The sequence below is a fragment of the Agrococcus sp. AC640b genome (assembly GCF_979255995.1).
In genome coordinates this window covers 40,864-62,134 of the sequence record NZ_CEEDMM010000044.1, presented here as the reverse complement: position 1 = coordinate 62,134, position 21,271 = coordinate 40,864, and the positions used below count along the sequence as shown (strand labels likewise).

Below are 21,271 nucleotides of genomic sequence, written 5' to 3'. Positions count from 1 at the left end.
ACCGGACGGAGCGAATCGTGACCACCCTCATCGAGCGTGCCGTGGAGCGCGCCACCGACACCCGGGCGATCGTCGTCGGTGCCGACGTGCTGGAGCGCGTCGGCCCCGTCGTCGCCGAGCTGCTGCCGGGCAGCACGGCGATCGTCGTCGCAGACGAGACGACGTGGGCCGTCGCCGGGGAGGCCACGACGGCCTCGCTCGCGGCGGCGGGCGTGCAGCTCGCCAACCCGTACGTGCTGCCTGGCACCCCGCCGCCGTACGCGGGCTACGAGGCGGTGGCGGCGCTCCGTGCGCACCTCGAGCCGCTCGACGTCGTCGTCGTGCTCGTGGGCGCCGGCACGCTGAACGACATCGCGAAGCTCGCCTCCGGCGAGCTCGGTCGACCGTACGTCGCGGTGGCGACGGCGCCGTCGATGGATGGCTACGCCGCGTTCGGCGCGTCGATCGCGAAGGACGGGTACAAGCAGACGATGTCGTGCCCCGCCCCGATCGCGGTCGTCGCCGACCACCGCATCCTCGCGGCGGCGCCCGGCCGCATGCTCGCCTCCGGCGTGGGCGACCTCGTCGAGAAGCTGCCTGGCGGCGCCGACTGGATCCTCGCCGACGCGCTCGGCGTCGAGCCGCTCGACGCCGACGTGTGGGCGCTCGTGCAGGAGCCGCTGCGCGCCGCGCTCGCCGACCCGGAGGGCATCCGCGACGGCGTCGTCGAGGCGACGGTGGGGCTCGCGGACGGCCTCGTGCTCTCGGGCCTGGCGATGCAGGCGCACCAGTCGTCGCGTCCTGCATCCGGAGCCGGCCATCAGTGCTCGCACCTGTGGGAGATGGAGGGCCTCGGCGTCCACGACGACCCGCCGCTGTCGCACGGCCTCAAGGTGGGGCTCGGCACCGTCATGATGACGGCGCTGTACGAGGAGGCGCTGCGCCACGACCTCGGCGCGATCGACGTCGACGCCGCCGTCGCAGCGTTCCCGACGTGGGAGACCATCGAGCAGCGCATCCGCGCGGAGGAGTTCTCGGAGGAGCTGCTGCCGGCGGCGCTCGCGCAGTCGCGGGCGAAGCATCCCTCCCCCGAGGTGCTGCGCGCGCGGTTGACGACGCTGCGCGACCGCTGGCCGGCGCTCGCCGAGCGGCTGCGCGAGCAGCTGCTGCCCGCCGAGGCCGTCGAGCGCGTGCTCGCCACCGTCGGCGCCGTGACGCATCCGTCGCAGATCGGGCTGACGCCTGAGCGGTTCCGCGCCACGTACACGCGTGCCATGCGCATCCGCAGCCGCTACACGCTGCTCGACGTGCTGCACGAGGCGGGGCTGCTCGAGCGTTCGATCGACGCGCTCTTCGCGCCAGGCGGGTTCTGGGCCGAGCGGCCCTTCCCCACCGACTGACGCGGCGCACGACGAAGCCCCCGACCGCTGGCGGTCGGGGGCTTCGTCGTGGATGCGGTGGCGACCGCGAGGCGCGTGCACGCCCGTGGTGCCCCTGGAGGGACTCGAACCCCCAACCCTCTCCTTAGGACGGAGCAGCTCTTCCATTGAGCTACAGAGGCGTGGCCGCACGCGGTGCGGCCGACGTCGACCAGTCTACCGAAGCCCCACCGCACGCGACGACGCCCGCGACCGGGAGGTCGCGGGCGTCGTGGCTGAGCTGGGAGCGCGTCAGCCGATGTCGATGAAGACCGGTGCCGAGGCGCCGGGCAGGTTCACGCCGGCGACGACCGTCTGGTTGCCGTTCCAGCCACCGTGGACGGCCTGGCCGCCTCCGATGTACACGGCCACGTGCGCGATGCCGACGCCGCCGTTGGAGTAGTAGACGATGTCGCCCGGGGTGGCCTGCGAGCCCGAGATGGTCGGGCCGAGGTTGAAGAGGTTGCCCATGCCCGTGTAGGGGATGCCGACGGCCGCGAGGGAGTCGGCGACGAGCTGCGTGCACGTCTGGATCTCACCGATCTGCGCGAGCGCCGCGTTGGCGACGGCGCCGCCGCCCACGCCGACCGAGACGGCTGCGCCTGCAGCGCTCGTGCCCGCGTCGGTGCCGGTGCCGTTCGAGGTGCCGGCTGCCTGCTCGGCAGCGGCCTCCTCGGCAGCAGCCTCCTCGGCAGCCGCCTGCTCCGCGTCGAGCTGCGCCTGGATCTCGGCCTGCAGCTGCTCGAGCTCGGCGGGCGTCGTGGCGTAGAGCTCCTGACGCTCGGCCTCCTGCTCGGGCGAGCCCGCGGTGGAGGTCGCCGTGATCGACTGCGCGTCGACCGCGGTCGCGGCGAAGCCGGGCTCCTGCGTCTCACCCTGACCCGCGAAGGCGGGCAGCGCGAGCGGCATCACGAGCGCGATGGCCACGCCTGCGACGCCGATGCGGCGGATGTGGGTGGCGCGAGAGGTCGGCGCCTTCGAGGTCGCGTCGATCGTGTCGACGGCCGTGGGCGTCTCGGTGCTTCGGGTCACGAAATCAATCTCCTGGGGGTCCAACGGCATGTGCCTGTACGACAGCATGCCGAAGCGATGTTACCAAACCGTTACGTCCGTGCACCAGTGTGGCACGACATCCGCACGATCGGGCGAATCAGAAGCGGCGTACCTGCGGGGTGCCCATGGCGGCGATCATCGCCGACAGGCTCGAGTACTTCACGGGCTTGCCGGCGGTCGCGGCGTGGATGATCGAGTCGTTGCCGACGTAGATCGCGGTGTGGCCGCTCCAGATGATGAGGTCGCCTGGCTGCACCTGCGACGCGGGCACCGACGTGCCGTAGCCGAGCTGGCCGCGGTCCGAGTGCGGGAGGTACACGCCGACCTGGCCGTACACCCACTGCGTGAATCCGGAGCAGTCGAAGCCGGTGGCCGGGCTCGCGCCACCCCACACGTAGGGGACGCCGAGCTGCGACTGGGCGATGCCCACGATGCCGCCGCTCGCTGCGGACGCGGCGACGGGCGCCTGCGCTGCCGCGCCCGTCGAGGCCGCCGCCGTGCCAGAGGTCGATGCGGGCGTCGCTGCTGCCTCCGCTGCCGCGGCTGCCGCCTCGGCGCGCTCCTGCTCGGCGGCGGCTGCTGCTGCCTGCGCCTGCGCGAGCTGCTCGGGGGTCGTCGCCGCGAGGCCGTTCTGCGCGATCTCGTCGACGAGCGGCGACTGCTGCGCGTCGACCGTCTGCTGGCTCTGCGCGAGGATCTCGGCGATCGAGCCATCCAGTGCGGCGGGCTGAGCCGACGCCGTCTGGAGCGCGGCGGCCGGCAGCGCGACGGTGCCGACGAGGGCTGCGGCGACGGCGACGACGCCGATCCGCTTCGCCATGGTCCGACGAGCCCCGGGGGCGCGGCGCGGCGCGGGCTGCGCGACGATCTCGGTGCTGGTCGTAGAAGGCTGCATGCGGTGGTGATTCCTGCTCGTCGAGACGCCCGTGACGGGCGTGTGGCTCGCCCCAACGTACGACACCGTTGCACGATTGTCACTTTCGCGACGGCGTGGCCCTCAGGTTCGGGTGGAATCCTGGACGCCACCGGGGCGTCGCCTGACCGGCGGAGCCGGTGTCGGCCGCGTCAGAGCCGGTCGGCTGCGACGTAGAGGTGCTGCGCGAGCTCGGGGGGCAGCACGACCGACGGCCCCTGCGCGGTCGAGACCACGCGGTCGCGGCCCGCCTCGGCGATCGCCACGGTCGCGCCGGGGACGACGCCCGCCTCGCGGAGCCGCTCCAACGTGGCCAGATCCGACTGGATCGGCTCGCCGAGTCGGCGCACCACGTGCTCGCCCGTCACGACCGTCGCTCGGCGCACCCCGTCGAGGAACGACGCGGCACCTGGGAGCCCGAGCTCCTCGAGCCCAGGGATGGGCGTGCCGTAGGGCGACTCGGTCGGGCGGTCGAGCACCTCGAGCAGCCTGCGCTCGACCTGCTCGCTCATGACGTGCTCCCACCGGCAGGCCTCGTCGTGCACGAGCGCCCAGTCGAGCCCGATGACGTCGAGCAGCAGCCGTTCGGCGAGACGGTGCTTGCGCAGCACGCGCGTCGCCAGCGCGCGACCCTCCTCGGTGAGCTGCAGGTGCCGATCCTCCGCGACGACGACGAGGCCGTCGCGCTCCATGCGCGCGACCGTCTGCGACACCGTCGGGCCCGAGTGACCGATGCGCTCCGAGATGCGCGCACGCATCGGCACGAAGCCCTCCTCCTCGAGGTCGAGGATGGTGCGCAGGTACATCTCCGTCGTGTCGACGAGATCGGTCACGCGCGCACCTCCTCTGCCATGCGGATGTGGACACCACACTAGTGAGCGAAGGTGGACGCGAGCGACGCGACAGGCGCTCGTAGACTGAGCCGGTGAGCGACCTCGTCATCCCCGCCTCCCTCCTTCCTGCAGACGGGCGGTTCGGCTGCGGCCCCGCCAAGGTGCGGCCCGCGCAGGTCGAGGCGCTCGCCGCCTCGCGCCTGCTGGGCACGAGCCATCGCCAGGCTCCCGTTCGCGGGCTCGTCGCATCGGTCCGATCGCGGATCGCCGATCTGCTCGGAGCCCCAGACGGGTACGAGGTCGTGCTGGGCAACGGCGGATCGACGTCGTTCTGGGACGCGGCCGCGTTCGGTCTGATCGAGCGCCGCTCGCACCATCTGGCCTTCGGCGAGTTCGGCGCGAAGTTCGCGAAGGCCGCGAGCGCACCGTGGCTCGAGGCGCCGAGCGTCGCGAGCGCGCCGGCGGGCTCGCGCCCGACGCTCGAGCCCGTCGACGGCGTCGACGTCGTCGCGTACCCGCACAACGAGACCTCGACGGGCGTCATGCATCCCGTCGTCCGCGCATCGCACGGGCTGACGCTCGTCGACGCGACGAGCGCGGCAGGCGGCATCGCGTTCGACGCGAACGCCTCGGACGTCTACTACTTCGCGCCGCAGAAGAACCTCGGCTCCGACGGCGGCCTGTGGCTCGCGCTCGTCTCGCCCGCGGCGATCGAGCGCATCGAGACGATCGCGGCGTCGGATCGCTACGTGCCCGAGTCGCTGAGCCTCAAGGCGGCGCTCGACAACTCGCGGCTCGAGCAGACCCTCAACACCCCGGCGATCGCGACGCTCGTGCTGCTCGACGAGCAGCTCGGGTGGATGCTCGAGCAGGGCGGTCTCGACGCGATGGCCGCTCGTACGCGCACGTCATCCGACACGCTCTACGCGTGGGCGGAGGCGCGCGCCGACGCGCAGCCGTTCGTCGCCGATCCCGAGCACCGCTCGCAGGTCGTCGTCACGATCGACTTCGACGAGTCGGTCGATGCGACGGCCGTCACGAAGGCGCTGCGCGCCAACGGCATCGTCGACACCGAGCCGTACCGCAAGCTCGGTCGCAACCAGATCCGGGTCGCGACGTTCGCGGGCATCGAGCCCAGCGACGTCGAGGCGCTCGTCGCGAGCCTCGACTACGTGCTCGAGCGCGTCTGACCCCGCCGGGCCGCCGCGATGCGGCCCGCGCGGGGCCTCGAGCGGCAGGCGACCTCGAGGCCACGTGCCGCCTGCATCCGCGTCAGCGGCCGCGCGCCTGAGAGCCGGCGTCGTGGTCGTCGACGTCCACGCCGTCCTGGTCGTCGCCGCTGGCGAGGTCGGCCTCGTCGTAGTCGTCGAACTCCGCCTCGTCGTCGTCGGAGTCGTCGGAGTCGTCATCGTCGGAGTCGTCATCGACGTCGCCGGAGTCGTCGTCCGAGCCGGCGTGGGCGTCCGCGGCCTCCTTGGCGGCGAGGTAGTCGGCGAGTCGATCGGCCCACGGCACCCACTCGGGTGCCACGAGCGAGCCCTCGCCTGGCAGCAGCGCGACCTCGAGGACCGTGTGCGCACCCTCGTCGTCGGTCGCGAGCGTGACGGTCCACAGCCAGTCGGGGTAGCCGCCCAGCAGCGATCGGTAGCGCAGGGCGAGCACGCCCTGCTCGTCGGCAGCGTCGACGACCTCGCCGACGGCGCCGACGGGGGCGATCTCGTCGAGCACGGTCTCTGCCAGACGCAGCGCCTCGGCGCTCGGCACGGTGGTCATCGGATCCCTCCGGTCGTCATGCGATCAGGCATCGAGGTCGTCCGCGACGCGGCGCAGCACCGTCGCGACCTTGCGAGCCTGCTCCGGATTCGGCTGTCGACCGTGGCGAAGCCCCTCGCCGAGGCCGTCGAGCAGCTTCACGAGGTCCTCGACGATCACCGCCATGTCCTCGCTCGAACGTCGCGCCTGCCGCACGGCCGAGACCACGGGAGCGTCGAGCACTCGCAGCGACAGCGCCTGCGCACCCCTGCGCCCCTCGGCGACGCCGTACTCGACGCGCGTGCCGCCCTTGAGCGTCGCTCCGTCGGGCACGGCGGACGCATGGATGAAGACCTCGACGCCATCGTCTCCTGCGATGAAGCCGAAGCCCTTGTCCTCGTCGAAGAACTTGACCTTGCCAGTGGGCACGATGCTCCTTGTGTGCTCGGGTGGTGCGATGACCAGGCTATCGCCCGCTGGTAGTCTCGAAGGATGCCCAGCACGCGTGCAGGCGGCGCTCGCGCCGACACGATCGGCGTCGTCGAGCGCCTCCTCGCCACCGCAGCCGCCGTGCTCGTCGGCGCAGCGCTGCTCGGGTTCGCCCTGACGCTCGCCCAGATCGGCCTGCGCGACGCGTGGCCGTGGCTGGCGGAGGGGCCGTGGCCGTACGCGTTCGCGATCCCCGTCTTCGCGCTGCCGCTCGGCCTGCTGTGCGTCATCGCGCTGCTGGCGATCTCCGCGGTGCGCAAGGGACGCGGTCGGAGCTGACGTGCCGACCACGGTCGAGCTCGCGGGGGCGCTGCAGGCGCTGACCGACGACGCCCTCGATGCGCTCGTGCGCCGCCGGCACGTGCCGCAGCACGTCGCGACGTACTTCGACGTCGCCGAGCACCTGCTGCGCGCGGAGGCGGTGGCGACGGCCCTCGAGGGCGTGCGGCGCGACGAGCTCGCCCTGCTGGCCTCCGGCACGTCGACGCCTCGGCTCGACGCCCTCGGGCTCGGCGTCGCGGGCGTCGCGTTCGACGCGGTGCGCAGGCAGGCCGCCGCGGCGCCGCCCTCCCCCGACGCCGACGCCGACGCCTCGACGCTCGACGCTCCCGACGACGCGACGGCAGCGGAGCGCGCGTTCGCGACCACGCTGCTCGTCGGCGAGGTCGTGCGCTCGGCCGCGAGCCAGCCCGTGCAGATGCTCGCGCGCGGCGCGGTGGCGATGTCGGACGCGCGCAGGCTCGCCGAGGCATTCGCCGCCGAGCCCGAGACGGTGCTCGACGTCGTCGCCATCGCACGCTCGGCCGCGCTGCTCGCCGTGCGCGACGCCACCCTCGTCGCATCGACGACGGCCGACGACTGGCTGCAGGCACCCCTCGCCGAGCGCTGGGAGCGACTGCGCGACGCATGGCTCGCCGCGCTCGACTGGCCGGAGCGCGTCGTCGCAGCCGACGACGGACCAGCGTCGGCGGCCGAGCGCTTCCCGCTCGCGACGACGGCGACCCTCGACCGGCTCGCCGTCGCGACCAGGCGCGCCACCGAGCTCGGCATCCGCGACGGCGCACCGACGTCGCTCGCGCGCGACGGCGGCGCCGCGACGCTCGCGTCGCTCGTGCCCGCCGAGATCGATCGCGCCTACGTGCAGCCGGACCTGTCGATCGTCGTGCCCGGCCCGCTCGAGCCTGCGCTCGAGACGCGGCTGCGGCTCGTGGCCGACCTCGAGCAACGAGGCACCGCCTCCACGTACCGCATGTCGCTCGCCTCGCTGTCGCGCGGCCTCGCCGCCGGCGAGGACCAGGCGTCGATCCTGGCGCTGCTCGAGACGATGTCGCTCACGGGCCTGCCGCAGCCGGTCGCGTACCTCGTGCGCGACGCGGCGGCGCGGTTCGGCTCCGTGCGGGTGCTCGCGCTCACGGAGGGGCCCGAGCGCACGGCGGTGCGCGGCGAGCCGACGGTCATCGCCGAGCTCGCCGTCGATCACGGGCTCGCTGCGCTGCGTCTGCGCGAGGAGTCCTCGCGCAGGCTCGTCTCGCGTGCCGAGCCCGCGACGGTGCTCGCCGCGCTGCGCGGCCGACGCTATCCCGCCGCCCTCGAGGATCCCGACGGCACGCTCCTGGCCCCGGTGCGGCACGTCGCCGAGGTGCTCGCGCCGCCGCCGACGCCCCTCGTGCAGCGGCTGCGAGGCTCCGGCTTCGACGTCGGCAGCGAGGAGCGCGCCTGGCTCGAGCGTCGCCTGCAGGTCGCAGCCCGCGAGCGCGTGAGCGTGCAGGTGCGCATCGAGGTCGGTGGCGAGGAGCGCGAGCTGGCGCTGCTGCCGCTCGGCGTCGCCAACGGCAGGCTCCGCGCCCGCGACCTCGCGAGCGACGTCGAGCGCACGCTGCCGGTCACGGCGATCACGCATCTCACCGGCGTGCCGTGATCCACAGATCGCGACGATAGGATCGTCGGTCGTGACCGACGGCCCGCTGATCGTGCAGAGCGACCGCACCGTGCTGCTCGAGGTGGCGCATCCTGCGGCTGCGGACGCGCGCCATGAGCTCGCGGTGTTCGCAGAGCTCGAGCGCGCGCCAGAGCACATCCACACGTACCGCATCACGCAGCTGGGGCTGTGGAACGCTCGCGCAGCCGGCCACACGGCCGACGAGATGCTCGGCACGCTCGAGCGCCACGCGCGCTTCCCCGTTCCCTCCGCGGTCGCCGTCGACATGCGCGAGACGGTCGGCCGCTACGGCAGGCTCACGATCGACCGCGACGACGACGGGCTGCGGCTCGTCGGCGACGACCGTGCGGTGCTCGCCGAGGTGCGGCGGTCGCGGCGCATCGCGCCGCTGCTCGCCGAGGACGTGCCAGGCGGCATCCGCGTCGTCGACTGGGCGCGTGGGCAGCTGAAGCAGGAGCTCGTGCGCATCGGCTGGCCTGCGGAGGACCTCGCGGGCTTCACGCCCGGCACGCCCTTCGACATCGACCTCGTCGAGGACGGCTGGGTCATGCGCCCGTATCAGCAGGATGCGGTGCGGCACTTCGTCGAGTCGGGCTCCGGCGTCGTCGTGCTGCCGTGCGGTGCTGGCAAGACGCTCGTGGGCGCCGCGGCGATGGCGGCGACCGACACGACGACGCTCATCCTCGTGACGAACACGGTCTCGGCCCGTCAGTGGCGCGCCGAGCTGCTCGCACGCACCTCGCTCACCGAGGACGACATCGGCGAGTACTCGGGGCAGTCGAAGGAGATCCGGTCGGTCACGATCGCGACCTACCAGATCCTCACCGCGAAGCGCGCAGGCGAGTTCGCCCACCTGCGCGTGCTCGATGCCCTCGACTGGGGCCTCGTCGTGTACGACGAGGTGCACCTGCTGCCCGCGCCGGTGTTCAAGCTCACGGCGGATCTGCAGGCCAGGCGCCGCCTGGGCCTCACCGCGACGCTCGTGCGCGAGGACGGGCGCGAGTCCGACGTCTTCAGCCTCATCGGTCCGAAGCGGTTCGATGCACCGTGGAGGGAGATCGAGGCGCAGGGCTTCATCGCCCCGGCCGCCTGCTACGAGGTGCGCATCGACCTCACGGAGGCCGAACGGCTCGAGTACGCGGCGAGCGCCGACCGGGAGCGCTACCGCATCGCCGCGTCGAGCCCCATGAAGGTCACGGTCGCGCAGCGCATCCTGCGCAGGCACGAGGGCGAGCAGACCCTCGTCATCGGGCAGTACCTCGACCAGCTCGACGACCTCGCCGAGGCGCTGGGCGCCCCGCTCGTGACGGGGCAGACGCCCGTCGACGAACGGGAGTCGCTGTTCCAGGAGTTCCGCGAGGGCACGATCTCGACGCTCGTCGTGTCGAAGGTCGCGAACTTCTCGGTCGACCTCCCGGATGCCTCGGTCGCGATCCAGGTCTCGGGATCGTTCGGGTCGCGCCAGGAGGAGGCGCAGCGCCTGGGCAGGCTGCTGCGACCGAAGTCCGGCGGCCGCGGTGCGTCGTTCTACACGCTCGTCGCCCGCGACACCATCGACCAGGACTTCGCACTGGGTCGGCAGCGCTTCCTCGCCGAGCAGGGCTACTCGTACGAGATCCTCGACGCCGCCGAGCTGTAGACCCGGGCGCTGCCCGGGATCCTGTCCCCCGGGGACTGGGCATCCAGCGTTCGATCAGGCTACGGTCAGAGACTGTGTCCATGACTGACGCCTCGCCCAAGATCCTCGTCGTCGACGACGAGCCCCACATCCGCGACCTGCTCACCACGAGCCTGCGCTTCAGCGGCTTCGACGTGCGGTCGGTCGGCGCTGGCGCCGCCGCGATCTCGGCCGTGCTCGAAGACGAGCCCGACCTCATCCTGCTCGACGTCATGCTGCCCGACATCAACGGCTTCGGCGTCACCAAGCGGCTGCGCGCATCGGGCTTCACCTCGCCCATCCTGTTCCTCACGGCGAAGGACGACACCGACGACAAGGTCACCGGCCTCACCGTCGGCGGCGACGACTACGTCACGAAGCCCTTCTCGCTCGACGAGATCATCGCGCGCATCAAGGCCATCCTCCGCCGCACGCGCGCAGAGGACGACGACGCGACCCTGCGCATCGGCGAGGTCGTCATGAACCAGGACACGCACGAGGTCACGGTCGCCGACGAGGAGATCGAGCTCTCCCCCACCGAGTTCAAGCTGCTGCGCTACCTCATGCTCAACCCCAACCGCGTGCTGTCGAAGACGCAGATCCTCGACCACGTCTGGGAGTACGACTTCAACGGCGACGTCGGCATCGTCGAGTCGTACATCTCGTACCTGCGCCGCAAGGTCGACGGCCACACGAGCGAGCCGATGATCATCACCAAGCGCGGCTTCGGGTACATGCTCAAGGCTCCGAAGACCGCGTAGCCGCGTGCGTTCGCTGCGGACGCGGCTGGGCAGCGTCTCGCTCGCAGCCAGGATCACCATCCTCATCGTCGTCGTCATGACGATCGGCCTGCTCATCGCAGGCATCGGCACCATGACGGTCGTGCGACAGTCGCTCCTCGACGGCACCGACCGCGACCTGCAGTACGCCCTCGCGACGTACGACGACATCGACCTCGACAACCTCGACGACGTCGGGACGCGGCAGTGCGAGCTCGAGCAGGAGATCCCCAACACCTACTACATCGCGATCCTCGACGCCCGAGGAGCCGTGGTGTGCCGCAACAGCCCGGGCGGAGCGCAGCTCGACGCGCTGCCCGACCTCGACGGCGTCTCGCTCGCGTTCGTCGCGAGCGACGACCACCCGTTCAGCGTGCCCAGCCACAGCCGCGAGAACAGCTGGCGCATCGACGTCGTGCCGCTCGTCGCCGGCGCCGACGGCACGAGCCACACGCTCGTCGTCGCCGGCGGCCTCGACCGCGTCGAGAACACGTGGCGCAGCTTCGTCATCGTGTTCGCAGCCTTCGCGCTGCTGGCGATCCTGCTGGGTGCCGCGTTCACGCGCGTGCTCGTCGACACGGCGCTGCGGCAGCTGCGCACCGTCGCGCAGGTCGCGGAGCGCTTCGCGGACGGCGACTACGAGACGCGCCTCGCCGGCGGCGATCCGCGCACGGAGGTCGGCAGCCTCCGCCAGTCCCTGAACGGCATGCTCGCGCGCGTCGAGACCGCCCTCGAGGAGCGCGACGAGTCCGTGACCCAGATGCGGCAGTTCGTCGGCGACGCGAGCCACGAGCTGCGCACGCCGCTCGTGTCGGTGCGCGGCTACGCCGAGCTCTACCGCATGGGCGCCATCCAACGCCCGGAGGACGTCGCGAGCGCCATGGACCGCATCGAGCGCGAGGCGAAGCGCATGGGGACGCTCGTGGAGGACCTCCTGACCCTCGCGCGCCTCGACGAGCGGCGACCGCTGCAGCTGCGCCCGCTCGACCTCGTGCCGCTGCTGAACGACGCCGTGCTCGACGCCAGGGTCTCCGCGCAGGACAGGACGTTCCAGACGGTCCCGATCGATCCGGACGCGCAGACCGTCGTCGACCAGGCCGCAGCGCCCGCCGAGCTCTTCGCGCCCCCGCCGGTCGCCCCGCCCGCCGTCGTCCTCGCCGACGAGAACTCCATGCGGCAGGTCATCGCGAACCTCGTGGGCAATGCCTTGCGGTACACGGCTGAGGGCACGCCCATCGAGCTCGGGGTCGGGGTCTCGTGGCGCCGCCGCGAGGCCGTCGTCCACGTGATCGACCACGGCGAGGGCGTCGCGCCCGCGCTGCGCAAGAAGATCTTCCAGCGCTTCTACCGCGCCGACAAGTCCCGCGCGCGCGACACGGGGGGCTCCGGGCTCGGGCTCGCGATCGTGCAGGGCATCGTGGCCGCGCACGGCGGGCGCATCGACGTCGTCGAGACCGCCGGCGGCGGTGCGACGTTCCGCATCGCGATCCCGCTCGCAGGGGAGGCGGCGCTGCTCGAGCTCACCTCGCGCATCCATCCCGACCAAGCGACGACGACGAGCGGCTCTCCACAGCGCATGCGCCGGGCCCGCGACGACCTCTCCATCGACTCCTAGCCTCGGCCCACCCCGGCCTCGAACGGGACACCGAGGAGGACCGATGACCAGGTACGTCGTCGACAGCGACGCCATCGACGTCGCACGCGCAGCAGCGCACGCGACCGTGGGCCGCATCCAGACCGACTGCGCCGCGCTGCACGGCCAGCTGCAGGCGCTGCAGGACTCGTGGAGCGGCGGTGCGTCCGCCGCGTTCCAGGGCGTCGCCACCGACTGGCGATCGACGCAGCAGCGGGTCGAGGAGTCGCTGCGGCAGATCACCATCGCCCTGCAGACCGCCAGCCAGCAGTACGCCGACGTGGAGTCGGCGAACACCCGGCTGTTCGCCGTGTGATGCCGCCGCGCGGCTGCGGTCGCGGGCCGACGGACATGCAGGAAGGCCCCGAGCGCGATGCTCGGGGCCTTCCTGTCGGTCAGGGACTCAGAAGTCCATGCCACCCGTGGGGTCGCCGGCCGGGGCCGGGTTGCGCTCGGGCTTCTCGGCGACGACGGCCTCGGTCGTGAGGAACAGGCCGGCGATCGATGCTGCGTTCTGCAGCGCCGAGCGCGTGACCTTCACCGGGTCGGCGATGCCGGCAGCGAGCATGTCGACGTACTCGCCGGTCGCGGCGTTCAGACCGTGACCGGGCTCGAGCGCGCGCACCTTCTCGACCACGACGCCCGGCTCGAGGCCGGCGTTGAGGGCGATCTGCTTGAGCGGTGCGTCGATCGCGACACGCACGATGTTCGCGCCCGTCGCCTCGTCGCCCGTGAGCTCGAGCTTCGCGAACGCAGCCTTGCCCGCCTGGATGAGCGCGACGCCACCACCGGCGACGATGCCCTCCTCGACGGCCGCCTTCGCGTTGCGAACGGCGTCCTCGATGCGGTGCTTGCGCTCCTTGAGCTCGACCTCGGTCGCGGCACCCGCACGGATGACGGCGACGCCACCGGCGAGCTTCGCGAGGCGCTCCTGCAGCTTCTCGCGGTCGTAGTCCGAGTCGGTCGCGTCGATCTCCGAGCGGATCTGGCGCACGCGACCAGCGATGGCCTCGGCGTCGCCGGCACCCTCGACGATCGTCGTCTCGTCCTTCGTGATGACGACCTTGCGCGCACGACCGAGCTGCGAGAGCTGCACGCCCTCGAGCTTGAGGCCGAGCTCCTCGGAGATGACCTCGCCACCGGTGAGGATCGCGATGTCGGCGAGCTGCGCCTTGCGGCGGTCGCCGAAGCCGGGAGCCTTGACGGCGACCGACTTGAAGATGCCGCGGATCTTGTTCACGACGAGCGTCGCGAGCGCCTCGCCGTCGACGTCCTCGGCGATGATGACGAGCTGCTTGCCCGCCTGGATCACCTGGTCGACGATCGGGAGCAGGTCCTTGATCGCCGAGATCTTCTGGTTGGCGATGAGGACGTACGCGTCCTCGAACACCGTCTCCTGGCGGTCGGGGTCGGTGACGAAGTACTGCGACAGGAAGCCCTTGTCGAAGCGCATGCCCTCGGTGAGCTCGAGCTCGGTGCCGTAGGTGTTCGACTCCTCGACGGTGACGACACCCTCCTTGCCGACCTTGTCGATCGCCTCGGCGATCAGACGGCCGATCTCGGGGTCGGCGGCCGAGATGGACGCGGTCGCCGCGATCTCCTCGGTCGTCTCGATCTCCTTGGCCTGCGCGACGAGCTCCTCGGAGACCGCAGCGGTCGCCTTCTCGATGCCGCGCTTGAGGCTGATGGGGTCTGCGCCCGCCGCGACGTTGCGGAGGCCCTCGCGGACGAGCGCCTGCGCCAGCACCGTGGCGGTCGTCGTGCCGTCGCCTGCGACGTCGTCGGTCTTCTTCGCGACCTCCTTGACGAGCTCCGCGCCGATCTTCTCGAACGGGTCGTCGAGCTCGATCTCCTTCGCGATCGACACACCGTCGTTCGTGATGGTGGGTGCGCCCCACTTCTTCTCGAGCACGACGTTGCGGCCACGAGGACCGAGGGTGACGCGCACGGCGTCGGCGAGCGTGTTGAGACCACGCTCGAGGCCGCGTCGGGCCTCCTCGTCGAATGCGATCATCTTTGCCATTGCAGTCTCGTCCCTCCTGGACACGTCGACACGTCAGCTGGCACTCGACCGTCGCGAGTGCCAGGGTCGAGTCTGGCACTCAGGGCACGCGAGTGCAAGCGAGCCCGACGCGTCGCGACCTGGTTCGCGGAGGGCTCAGGATGCGGTCGCGGAGCCGGTCGTCGGCACGAGCTCCACCCACGAGTTGCCCTGAGCGAGCACCACGGGCTGACCGGCGGCGTCGACGACCTGGATGGGCGTCGTGATGTCGGGCTTCGACCACGTCACGGGCACCCAGGAGCATCCGCTCGCGACGAATCCATCGCCGCCGCGCCCCTCGAGCATCGTCTGCGGGATGTTGCCGTTGTTCTCGATCTGCACCCGCAGCACCACGACGTTCGCGGCGCCGAGCTGCTGCCCGCCGGCGTCGAGGTCGGCGACGCCCTGCTGGCTGCGCAGCCATCGTCCCGTCGTCGCGTCGCAGCCCCACTGCCGCGACTGGCTCGGCGAGAAGCTCATCGCGAGCTGCGACGCAGGCCCTCCGCTCGACTGCGACGTCGGGGCGGCCGCATCGCTCGCGTAGGCGAACTGCGGCTGCGGCGGCGCGAGCGCCGCGTTGTCCTGCTGCAGCTGCGCGGCCTGCAGCAGCACGTCGTGCGGTGCGGCGTGCGCCCCGCCCCGGGAGAAGTAGGCGTCGTAGGTGCCGCCGCCGTGCACGACGTTCGCGGTGCCCGTCACGGCCTGCATCGCCGCGACGAAGTGCGGCTGGCCGCCCGAGTAGGCCACCATGCCGCCGAACGGGCCGACGATGCCGGGATCCATCGGTCGGATCGAGCGCACGGGGCCGATCTGCTGCGGCACGTTCGAGTGCCACACGGCGACGTAGCGCGTCAGGCCGCCCTCGACGAGCTCCTCGTACACGAGGTCGGTCGCCTCGAGGCCGTACTGCGGCCGCGCCTCGGGATGGTCGTCGATCTTCGCGACGATCGCGGGCAGCGCGATGGCCGCGTCGACCTCGGCGCCGGTGAGCGGCGCGAGGATCGGCTCCGGCTCGGGCGCGGGCGTCGGGGTCGGCGAGGGCGCCTCGGAGGCGCTCGGCGAGGGCGACGGCTCGGGATCGCCTGCGCAGGCCGTCAGGAACGCGGCCCCGACGAGGACGATCGCGGCGACGCGGGTCGCCCTGGTGGAACGCGTGAGAGCTCGCATGCGGGCAACGATAGGTGCCCGCGCGCAGGCTCGACGACGAGGCTCGCCGAGCGCACGGCCTCCCCGTCGCTCGAGGGCCTCAGGGCGCGTCGGTCGACCCCGGCTCGGGCGCCGCGCCCGAGCCGACGATGACGGTGAGCACGGAGCCGGACAGCGGCGTCGGGGTCGCCTCCGTCGCCTCGGTGCCGACCGCCTGCGCGAGACCGAGCGCGTACGGCTCGAGGTCGCCTTCGAAGTAGACGGTCGTCGCGTCGCGCACCTCGCTCGCGTCGGCGACGGCGGCGACGGGCCAGCCCGCCTCCTGCAGCGTCTGCGCGACGGCGTCGGCGGCACCCGTGCCCGACGCGTCGAGCACCGTGACCGTCGTGCCCTCCGGCAGCGCCGCGGGGTCGGTGACGGCCTGCGGTCCCTCGACGATGCTCGTGTCGACGCCACCGACCCGCTGCAGCTGCAGCAGCGCGAGCCCACCGACGACGAGCAGCACGCACGCGGCCGCCGCGACGACGGCCGTCATCCACCAGCGCCACCAGCCTCGCTCGGGGGCGCGGTGCACGCCGACGCGACCGAGCCTGGGTGGCCGATCGAAGCGGTCGGTCACGACGGCTCCCCTCGGTCGCGGATGCGCTGGAGCCTGCGCACGAGCAAGGCGTCGTATCGCAGTGCGGCCTCCGTGTCGATGAGCGCGTTGAGCTGCTGGTAGTAGCGGGTGGTCGTCCAGCCGAACCGCTCGCGGATCGCGCTCGCCTTCGCACCCGCATGCGTGCGCGACGATCCTTCGAAGTCGAGGATCGACCGCTGCAGCGCCGTGAGGGCGACGGCGTCGACCGGCTCGGACATGACCCCCGATCATACCTTCGCCGAGGGCGTACGGCGCTGCGCGCCTCGACCGAGGCTCGGCGCGTAGCATCGAGGCATGAGCGACTTCCAGGCCCCGTCCGACCAGCAGTGGCGCGAGCGCCTCTCGCCGGAGGCGTACCAGGTGCTGCGCGAGGCGGGCACCGAGCGCCCCTGGACGGGTGCGCTGCTCGACGAGAACCGCCACGGCGTGTACTCGTGCGGCGCGTGCGGCCAGGAGCTCTTCAGCGACGAGGTCAAGTTCGACTCCGGGTGCGGCTGGCCGAGCTTCTACGAGGCCGACCCTGGCGCCGTGACCCTCATCGAGGACCGCTCGCTCGGCATGGTGCGCACCGAGGTGCGCTGCTCGCGGTGCAACAGCCACCTCGGCCACCTCTTCGACGACGCGCCGCAGACGCCGACGGGCGACCGCTTCTGCATGAACTCGGTCGCGCTCGACTTCACGCCGAAGGCCTAGCGCGCCGAGCGGCGCCCCCGCGTCAGGCTGCCGCGGGCGGCCGACGCCTGCGCACCGTCGACACGGCGACGCCTGCGATGGCGAGCGCCGCGCCGATGAAGGACAGCGCCGACACGGGATGCCCCGAGGTGGGCGCGACGAGGTCGAGCAGCAGCGCCATCACCACCTGGCCTGCGATCGACGCGAGCCCGAGCGCCAGCACGCCGATGCGGTGCACGGCGACGGCGGCGATCGCGATGAAGGCGCAGCCGAGCGGGCCACCGACGTAGAGCACCCACTCGGTCGGCAGCGGCTGCAGCTCGAGGCCGCCTGCGACGCGCACGAGCACGACGACCGCGAGCGCGACGGTGCCGACGAGGAAGTTGGAGGTCGTCTGCGTCAGCGCCGACTGCGTGTGGTGCTGCACCTGGCCGGCGAAGGCCTGCTGCACCGCGATGAGCATGCCTGCGGCGACCGGCAGCAGCACGAGCAGCATCGACGATGCCTGGAATCCGCCGGCGGCGGCACCCGTCGCGACGGCGGCGATCGTCACGAGCGCCCCCAGCACGCGCTGCGTCGTGACGCGCTTCGCGGCGAGCACGCCGACGCCGACGCGGTCGACGGCGATGCCCGAGAGGGTCTGGCCGGCCACGATGCCCACGGTGAACAACGCGACGCCGAGCGTCGGCACGGCGAGTCCCTGCGTCGCGACGACCACGGCGCCGAAGAGACCCGTCATCGCGTACCACCAGCGCAGCCTGCCCTCGCGCAGCGCCGCGACCATGCGGCGCGCACCGGAGCGGCCGGCAGGCAGCGCGACCGACAGCGCCCCGACCAGGATCAGGCCCACCCCGAACGAGATGAGCGCCGCGGTGACGCCGTCGCCGATCCGCACGGCCAGCTCGCCATTCACTCGGCTCTGGGCCGCCATCGCCATGCCGCCGACGAACGCAGCGAGGATCCACACGAGACGCACCGGCTCAGCCTACGCGTGGGGCGGCACCTCGACCGACGCGTCCCGCGAGCGTGGCAGGATGCTGGCAGCGCCTCCTTAGCTCACCGGGTAGAGCACCGCACTTGTAATGCGAAGGTAGCCGGTTCGAGTCCGGCAGGAGGCTCGAGCGGCGATCAGCCCTCGGCGACGAACACGGCGAACGCGCCCGCGTCGCCGACGTCGCCCGAGAACAGGCGGTCGCCGACGAAGACGCTCGGCACACCCTGCAGCGGCGTGCCGTCCGGCAGCGGATCCTGCAGCGCCCGCTCGGTCGCCTGCCGCGTCCACCACGCGAACGTGCCGTCCTCGACGCACGCTCCCGCGCCCTCCGACGCCTCCTCGGCGAGCTCGACGACGCTCGCCGCGTCGAGGTCGACGTTCGCCTCCAGCAGCGTCTGCAGCAGCGGCAGCGCCGCATCGGGGTCGGCGTCGGCGACGCACGCGACGGCGTTGACCCCGAACGAGGCCGCGTAGCCGCTCTCGAGCGTGTCGTACAGCGCGACCGGCTGGTACACGACCGTCGCGGTGCCGTCCGCCGCCCATGCGGCGAGCTGCTCCCGGTTCGCGGCCTCGAATCGTGCGCAGTACTCGCACGTGGGATCGACGACGACGGTGATGACCGTGCCCTCGAGCGCAGGGGGCGAGGGCTCCGCGTCGGCGGCGACCGGATCCTGCTCGACGACGCCCGAGTCGTCGACGACGAGCGCGTCCGCGAGGTTCGCGGGGCCGTCGGCGGGCTGCAGCGCCCAGATCTCGCCGCCCAGCGTCTCCTGCAACGCCTCGACGTCCGGATCCTGCACGATCCACCTGCCTGCGGAGAGCACGGGGATGTCGCGCAGCAGCGCACCCGTGCGCAGCTGCGCGGCCTGCCCGTCGTCGACCGCGATCGTCAGCACCGTGTCGGTGCCGCACGTCGCGACCGCGGGCTCCGCCTCGTCGTCGCGGTACTGCTCGACGAGGTCGTCGCACGCGCCGCCCGCGTCGATGTAGGCAGCCGACAGCTCGCCGAGCGTCTGCGGCGCGGCCGGCTGCTGATCCTGCGCGCACCCGGCGAGCAGGAGCACCGCCGCGCACCCGGCGAGCCAGGTGCGCGCGCGCATCAGCCCTCGCTCGGCTCGGGCGTCGACTCGCTCGGAGCCGGGGACTCCTCGGTCTCGCCCGAGTCGCCGCCGATCTGGCCGAGCTGCGCCTGCACGAAGGCCGTGAACGAGGCGCCGTCGCCGGGCTGGCCGCGGTACTGCTCGCCGTTCACGAGCACCGTCGGCGTGCCGGTGATCTCCACGCCGTCCTCGCCGGACGGGCCGGGCTCGAGCTGGGCGTCCTGCGTCGCCCGCTCGACCCATCCCTCGAACTGCACCGACTCGATGCACTCCGTGAACGCCGCATCGGTGTCGATGCCCGCCTGCGCGGCGAGGTCGACGAGCTCGTCGTCGGTGAGCCCCTCGGTGCCCTCCGCCGGCTGGTTCTCGTACATGATCGTGTTCCACTCGTAGAACGAGTCGGGAGCCGCCTCCGCGACGCACGCCGCGGCGTTCGCGGCACGCGTCGAGTACTGCTCGCCGAGCGAGAGCCTGTCGAGGAACGACACGGGGTGGTACTCGATCGTGGCGACGCCGTCGGTGAGCAGCTGGTCGATGTACGGGCCGTTCGTCGTCTCGAAGGCGCCGCAGAACGGGCAGAGGTAGTCCTGGTAGACGACGATCTGCAGCACGTCGTCGCGCTCCTCGGTGGGCACCGGGGCGTCGTCGGCGGCGAGCGCGGGCGTCGTCTCGGCGGCGTAGCCCGCGCCGATGACGATGCCGTCGGATGCCATGTTCTCCGGACCCGGCCCCGGAGGGCGGATCGCATTGACGATCACGAGCGTCACGATCGCCACGAGGGCGACCGCGCCGAGCAGGATGCCGCCGATCGTGAGGCCCTTCGTGAGGCGCTCACGGCGCTGCCGCTGCTGCTGCTGCTGCTTGGCGGTCTCACGAGCCTGCGCGCGGCGCTCGTTCTTCGTCAGTCGTCGATCGTTCGTCATCGGTCCTCGTCGGTGTCGTGGGGCCGAGGGACAGGATACGTGCCATTGCTATGAGGATGCGCCACGCGTGTGCCAGAGTGGCAGGCGTACGGGACTACGAGGTCCCGCTTCCATTCACGAAGGATCGTCCGGCACGTACCTGCCGGTGAAGGAGGATGACGATGGCGTCCGTCACGTTCGACAAGGCAACCCGTCTCTACCCGGGTGGCACCCGGCCGGCAGTCGATGCGATCGACCTCGAGGTCGCCGATGGCGAGTTCCTCGTCCTCGTCGGCCCCTCCGGCTGCGGCAAGTCCACGACCCTGCGCATGCTCGCGGGGCTCGAGGAGGTGAACGACGGTCGCATCCTCATCGGCGACCGCGACGTCACCGACGTGCCCCCGAAGGACCGCGACATCGCGATGGTGTTCCAGAACTACGCCCTGTACCCGCACATGACGGTGGCGGAGAACATGGGCTTCGCGCTGAAGATCGCAGGCGTCGGCAAGGACGAGCGCGCCGAGCGCGTGCTCGAGGCCGCGAAGCTGCTCGACCTCGAGCCGTACCTCGCACGCAAGCCGAAGGCGCTCTCCGGCGGTCAGCGGCAGCGCGTCGCCATGGGACGTGCGATCGTGCGCCAGCCACAGGTGTTCCTCATGGACGAGCCGCTGTCGAACCTCGACGCGAAGCTGCGCGTGCAGACGCGCACGCAGATCGCATCGCTGCAGCGCCGCCTCGGCGTCACGACCGTCTACGTCACGCACGACCAGACCGAGGCGCTCACGATGGGCGACCGCATCGCGGTGCTGAAGGACGGCATCCTGCAGCAGGTCGGCACCCCGCGCGACCTGTACGCGAGCCCCGCGAACGTCTTCGTGGCCGGCTTCATCGGCAGCCCCGCCATGAACCTGCTGCAGCTGCCCACGAACGACCAGGGCATCCTGTTCGGCGACCACGTCGTGCCGATCCCCCGCGAGACGCTCGCGAAGGCGAAGCAGATCACGGTCGGCATCCGCCCGGAGGACCTGACCATCACGACGTCGGGCCCCGGCCTGCCGATCTCGGTCGACCTCGTCGAGGAGCTCGGCGCCGACGGCTACCTGTACGGCACGGCGCAGACGTCGAAGGTCGTCGACGCGTCGGAGGCCGTGGACACCGAGGCGGAGGCGACGGAGGGCGTGAGCCTCGTCGCCCGCGTCGACGGCCGCAGCCACCCGCAGATCGGCGACCAGATCTTCGTCACGCCCGACCCCGACCACCTGCACCTGTTCGACGCGGAGTCCGGCGAGCGCCTGTAGCGATCGACGCACGACAGGAGGGGCGGGGGCATC

At 72.1% G+C, this 21,271-nt stretch carries 22 protein-coding genes and 2 tRNA genes; 11 read left to right on the top strand and 13 right to left on the bottom strand.

Annotated features, from left to right (window positions below; translation table 11 throughout):
• Positions 1–17: 17 nt before the first annotated feature.
• On the top strand, positions 18–1,379 hold the full coding sequence (locus ACZ6H8_RS15465) for a sn-glycerol-1-phosphate dehydrogenase (RefSeq protein ID WP_464147819.1): 1,362 nt from the start codon (positions 18–20) through the stop codon (positions 1,377–1,379).
• Between the two features lie 86 nt (positions 1,380–1,465).
• Here ACZ6H8_RS15465 and ACZ6H8_RS15460 read toward each other — a convergent pair.
• The 4 genes from ACZ6H8_RS15460 to ACZ6H8_RS15445 all read right to left on the bottom strand — a co-directional run bounded on the left by ACZ6H8_RS15460 (position 1,466) and on the right by ACZ6H8_RS15445 (position 4,196).
• A tRNA-Arg gene (locus tag ACZ6H8_RS15460) sits at positions 1,466–1,540 on the bottom strand.
• Positions 1,541–1,649: 109 nt separating this feature from the next.
• Positions 1,650–2,429, bottom strand: coding sequence for an NlpC/P60 family protein (locus ACZ6H8_RS15455; protein WP_464147818.1), 780 nt, complete (start codon positions 2,427–2,429; stop codon positions 1,650–1,652).
• A gap of 118 nt (positions 2,430–2,547) precedes the next feature.
• Positions 2,548–3,270, bottom strand: a complete 723-nt coding sequence (locus ACZ6H8_RS15450) for a C40 family peptidase (RefSeq protein ID WP_464147817.1) — start codon at positions 3,268–3,270, stop codon at positions 2,548–2,550.
• A gap of 245 nt (positions 3,271–3,515) precedes the next feature.
• Positions 3,516–4,196, bottom strand: coding sequence for a metal-dependent transcriptional regulator (locus ACZ6H8_RS15445; protein ID WP_464147816.1), 681 nt, complete (start codon positions 4,194–4,196; stop codon positions 3,516–3,518).
• Between the two features lie 92 nt (positions 4,197–4,288).
• Here ACZ6H8_RS15445 and serC point away from each other — a divergent pair, with 92 nt between their 5' ends.
• A complete protein-coding gene (serC, locus tag ACZ6H8_RS15440; RefSeq protein ID WP_464147814.1) occupies positions 4,289–5,386 on the top strand; it encodes a phosphoserine transaminase in 1,098 nt (365 codons plus the stop codon).
• A gap of 82 nt (positions 5,387–5,468) precedes the next feature.
• Here the strand turns inward: serC and ACZ6H8_RS15435 are convergent, their stop codons facing one another.
• Together ACZ6H8_RS15435 and ACZ6H8_RS15430 are read right to left on the bottom strand one after the other, a co-directional pair.
• Complete coding sequence (locus ACZ6H8_RS15435; protein WP_464147813.1) at positions 5,469–5,969, bottom strand: DUF3027 domain-containing protein; 501 nt, start codon at positions 5,967–5,969, stop codon at positions 5,469–5,471.
• 24 nt (positions 5,970–5,993) lie between these two features.
• Entirely contained in the window at positions 5,994–6,377 is a 384-nt protein-coding gene (locus ACZ6H8_RS15430) for a cold-shock protein (protein ID WP_464147812.1), read from the bottom strand.
• A gap of 63 nt (positions 6,378–6,440) precedes the next feature.
• Between ACZ6H8_RS15430 and ACZ6H8_RS15425 the strand changes: the two genes are divergently transcribed.
• From ACZ6H8_RS15425 to ACZ6H8_RS15400, 6 genes are all read left to right on the top strand, one after another.
• Positions 6,441–6,716, top strand: coding sequence for a hypothetical protein (locus ACZ6H8_RS15425; RefSeq protein ID WP_464147810.1), 276 nt, complete (start codon positions 6,441–6,443; stop codon positions 6,714–6,716).
• Position 6,717: 1 nt separating this feature from the next.
• Positions 6,718–8,355 carry a helicase-associated domain-containing protein gene (locus tag ACZ6H8_RS15420; RefSeq protein WP_464147809.1) on the top strand — a complete coding sequence of 546 codons (1,638 nt, stop codon included), beginning with the start codon at positions 6,718–6,720 and terminating at the stop codon, positions 8,353–8,355.
• Positions 8,356–8,386: 31 nt separating this feature from the next.
• The gene (locus ACZ6H8_RS15415; protein ID WP_464147808.1) at positions 8,387–10,015 is read left to right on the top strand and encodes a DNA repair helicase XPB; all 1,629 of its coding nucleotides are present in this window, start codon (positions 8,387–8,389) and stop codon (positions 10,013–10,015) included.
• Between the two features lie 80 nt (positions 10,016–10,095).
• A complete protein-coding gene (locus tag ACZ6H8_RS15410) occupies positions 10,096–10,794 on the top strand; it encodes a response regulator transcription factor (RefSeq protein WP_464147807.1) in 699 nt (232 codons plus the stop codon).
• A 4-nt stretch (positions 10,795–10,798) separates the two neighbouring features.
• On the top strand, positions 10,799–12,427 hold the full coding sequence (locus tag ACZ6H8_RS15405; RefSeq protein WP_464147805.1) for a sensor histidine kinase: 1,629 nt from the start codon (positions 10,799–10,801) through the stop codon (positions 12,425–12,427).
• 43 nt (positions 12,428–12,470) lie between these two features.
• Positions 12,471–12,761 carry a WXG100 family type VII secretion target gene (locus tag ACZ6H8_RS15400; RefSeq protein WP_464147804.1) on the top strand — a complete coding sequence of 97 codons (291 nt, stop codon included), beginning with the start codon at positions 12,471–12,473 and terminating at the stop codon, positions 12,759–12,761.
• 87 nt (positions 12,762–12,848) lie between these two features.
• Here ACZ6H8_RS15400 and groL read toward each other — a convergent pair whose 3' ends face one another.
• The 4 genes from groL to ACZ6H8_RS15380 form a co-directional block, all read right to left on the bottom strand.
• On the bottom strand, positions 12,849–14,468 hold the full coding sequence (gene groL / locus ACZ6H8_RS15395) for a chaperonin GroEL (RefSeq protein ID WP_464147803.1): 1,620 nt from the start codon (positions 14,466–14,468) through the stop codon (positions 12,849–12,851).
• 135 nt (positions 14,469–14,603) lie between these two features.
• Positions 14,604–15,653 (bottom strand): DUF3048 domain-containing protein, encoded by a 1,050-nt coding sequence (locus ACZ6H8_RS15390; RefSeq protein WP_464147802.1) that lies wholly within the window; start codon positions 15,651–15,653, stop codon positions 14,604–14,606.
• A gap of 79 nt (positions 15,654–15,732) precedes the next feature.
• The gene (locus tag ACZ6H8_RS15385; protein ID WP_464147801.1) at positions 15,733–16,251 is read right to left on the bottom strand and encodes a LytR C-terminal domain-containing protein; all 519 of its coding nucleotides are present in this window, start codon (positions 16,249–16,251) and stop codon (positions 15,733–15,735) included.
• A complete protein-coding gene (locus tag ACZ6H8_RS15380) occupies positions 16,248–16,490 on the bottom strand; it encodes a DUF3263 domain-containing protein (protein WP_464147800.1) in 243 nt (80 codons plus the stop codon). The genes ACZ6H8_RS15385 and ACZ6H8_RS15380 overlap by 4 nt, the downstream gene beginning before the upstream one ends.
• Before the next feature lie 76 nt (positions 16,491–16,566).
• Between ACZ6H8_RS15380 and msrB the strand changes: the two genes are divergently transcribed.
• Positions 16,567–16,965, top strand: a complete 399-nt coding sequence (msrB, locus tag ACZ6H8_RS15375; protein ID WP_464147799.1) for a peptide-methionine (R)-S-oxide reductase MsrB — start codon at positions 16,567–16,569, stop codon at positions 16,963–16,965.
• A gap of 22 nt (positions 16,966–16,987) precedes the next feature.
• Here msrB and ACZ6H8_RS15370 read toward each other — a convergent pair whose 3' ends face one another.
• Positions 16,988–17,920 (bottom strand): DMT family transporter, encoded by a 933-nt coding sequence (locus ACZ6H8_RS15370; protein ID WP_464147798.1) that lies wholly within the window; start codon positions 17,918–17,920, stop codon positions 16,988–16,990.
• Between the two features lie 69 nt (positions 17,921–17,989).
• Between ACZ6H8_RS15370 and ACZ6H8_RS15365 the strand changes: the two genes are divergently transcribed.
• Positions 17,990–18,062 (top strand) — tRNA-Thr (locus ACZ6H8_RS15365).
• A gap of 10 nt (positions 18,063–18,072) precedes the next feature.
• Here the strand turns inward: ACZ6H8_RS15365 and ACZ6H8_RS15360 are convergent.
• Together ACZ6H8_RS15360 and ACZ6H8_RS15355 are read right to left on the bottom strand one after the other, a co-directional pair.
• A complete protein-coding gene (locus ACZ6H8_RS15360; protein ID WP_464147797.1) occupies positions 18,073–19,038 on the bottom strand; it encodes a DsbA family protein in 966 nt (321 codons plus the stop codon).
• Complete coding sequence (locus tag ACZ6H8_RS15355; RefSeq protein WP_464147796.1) at positions 19,038–19,961, bottom strand: DsbA family protein; 924 nt, start codon at positions 19,959–19,961, stop codon at positions 19,038–19,040. Before ACZ6H8_RS15355 ends, ACZ6H8_RS15360 begins: the two co-directional genes overlap by 1 nt.
• A 161-nt stretch (positions 19,962–20,122) precedes the next feature.
• On the opposite strand from ACZ6H8_RS15355, the gene ACZ6H8_RS15350 reads away from it, so the two are divergent.
• Complete coding sequence (locus ACZ6H8_RS15350) at positions 20,123–21,238, top strand: ABC transporter ATP-binding protein (RefSeq protein WP_464147795.1); 1,116 nt, start codon at positions 20,123–20,125, stop codon at positions 21,236–21,238.
• Positions 21,239–21,271 lie beyond the last annotated feature (33 nt).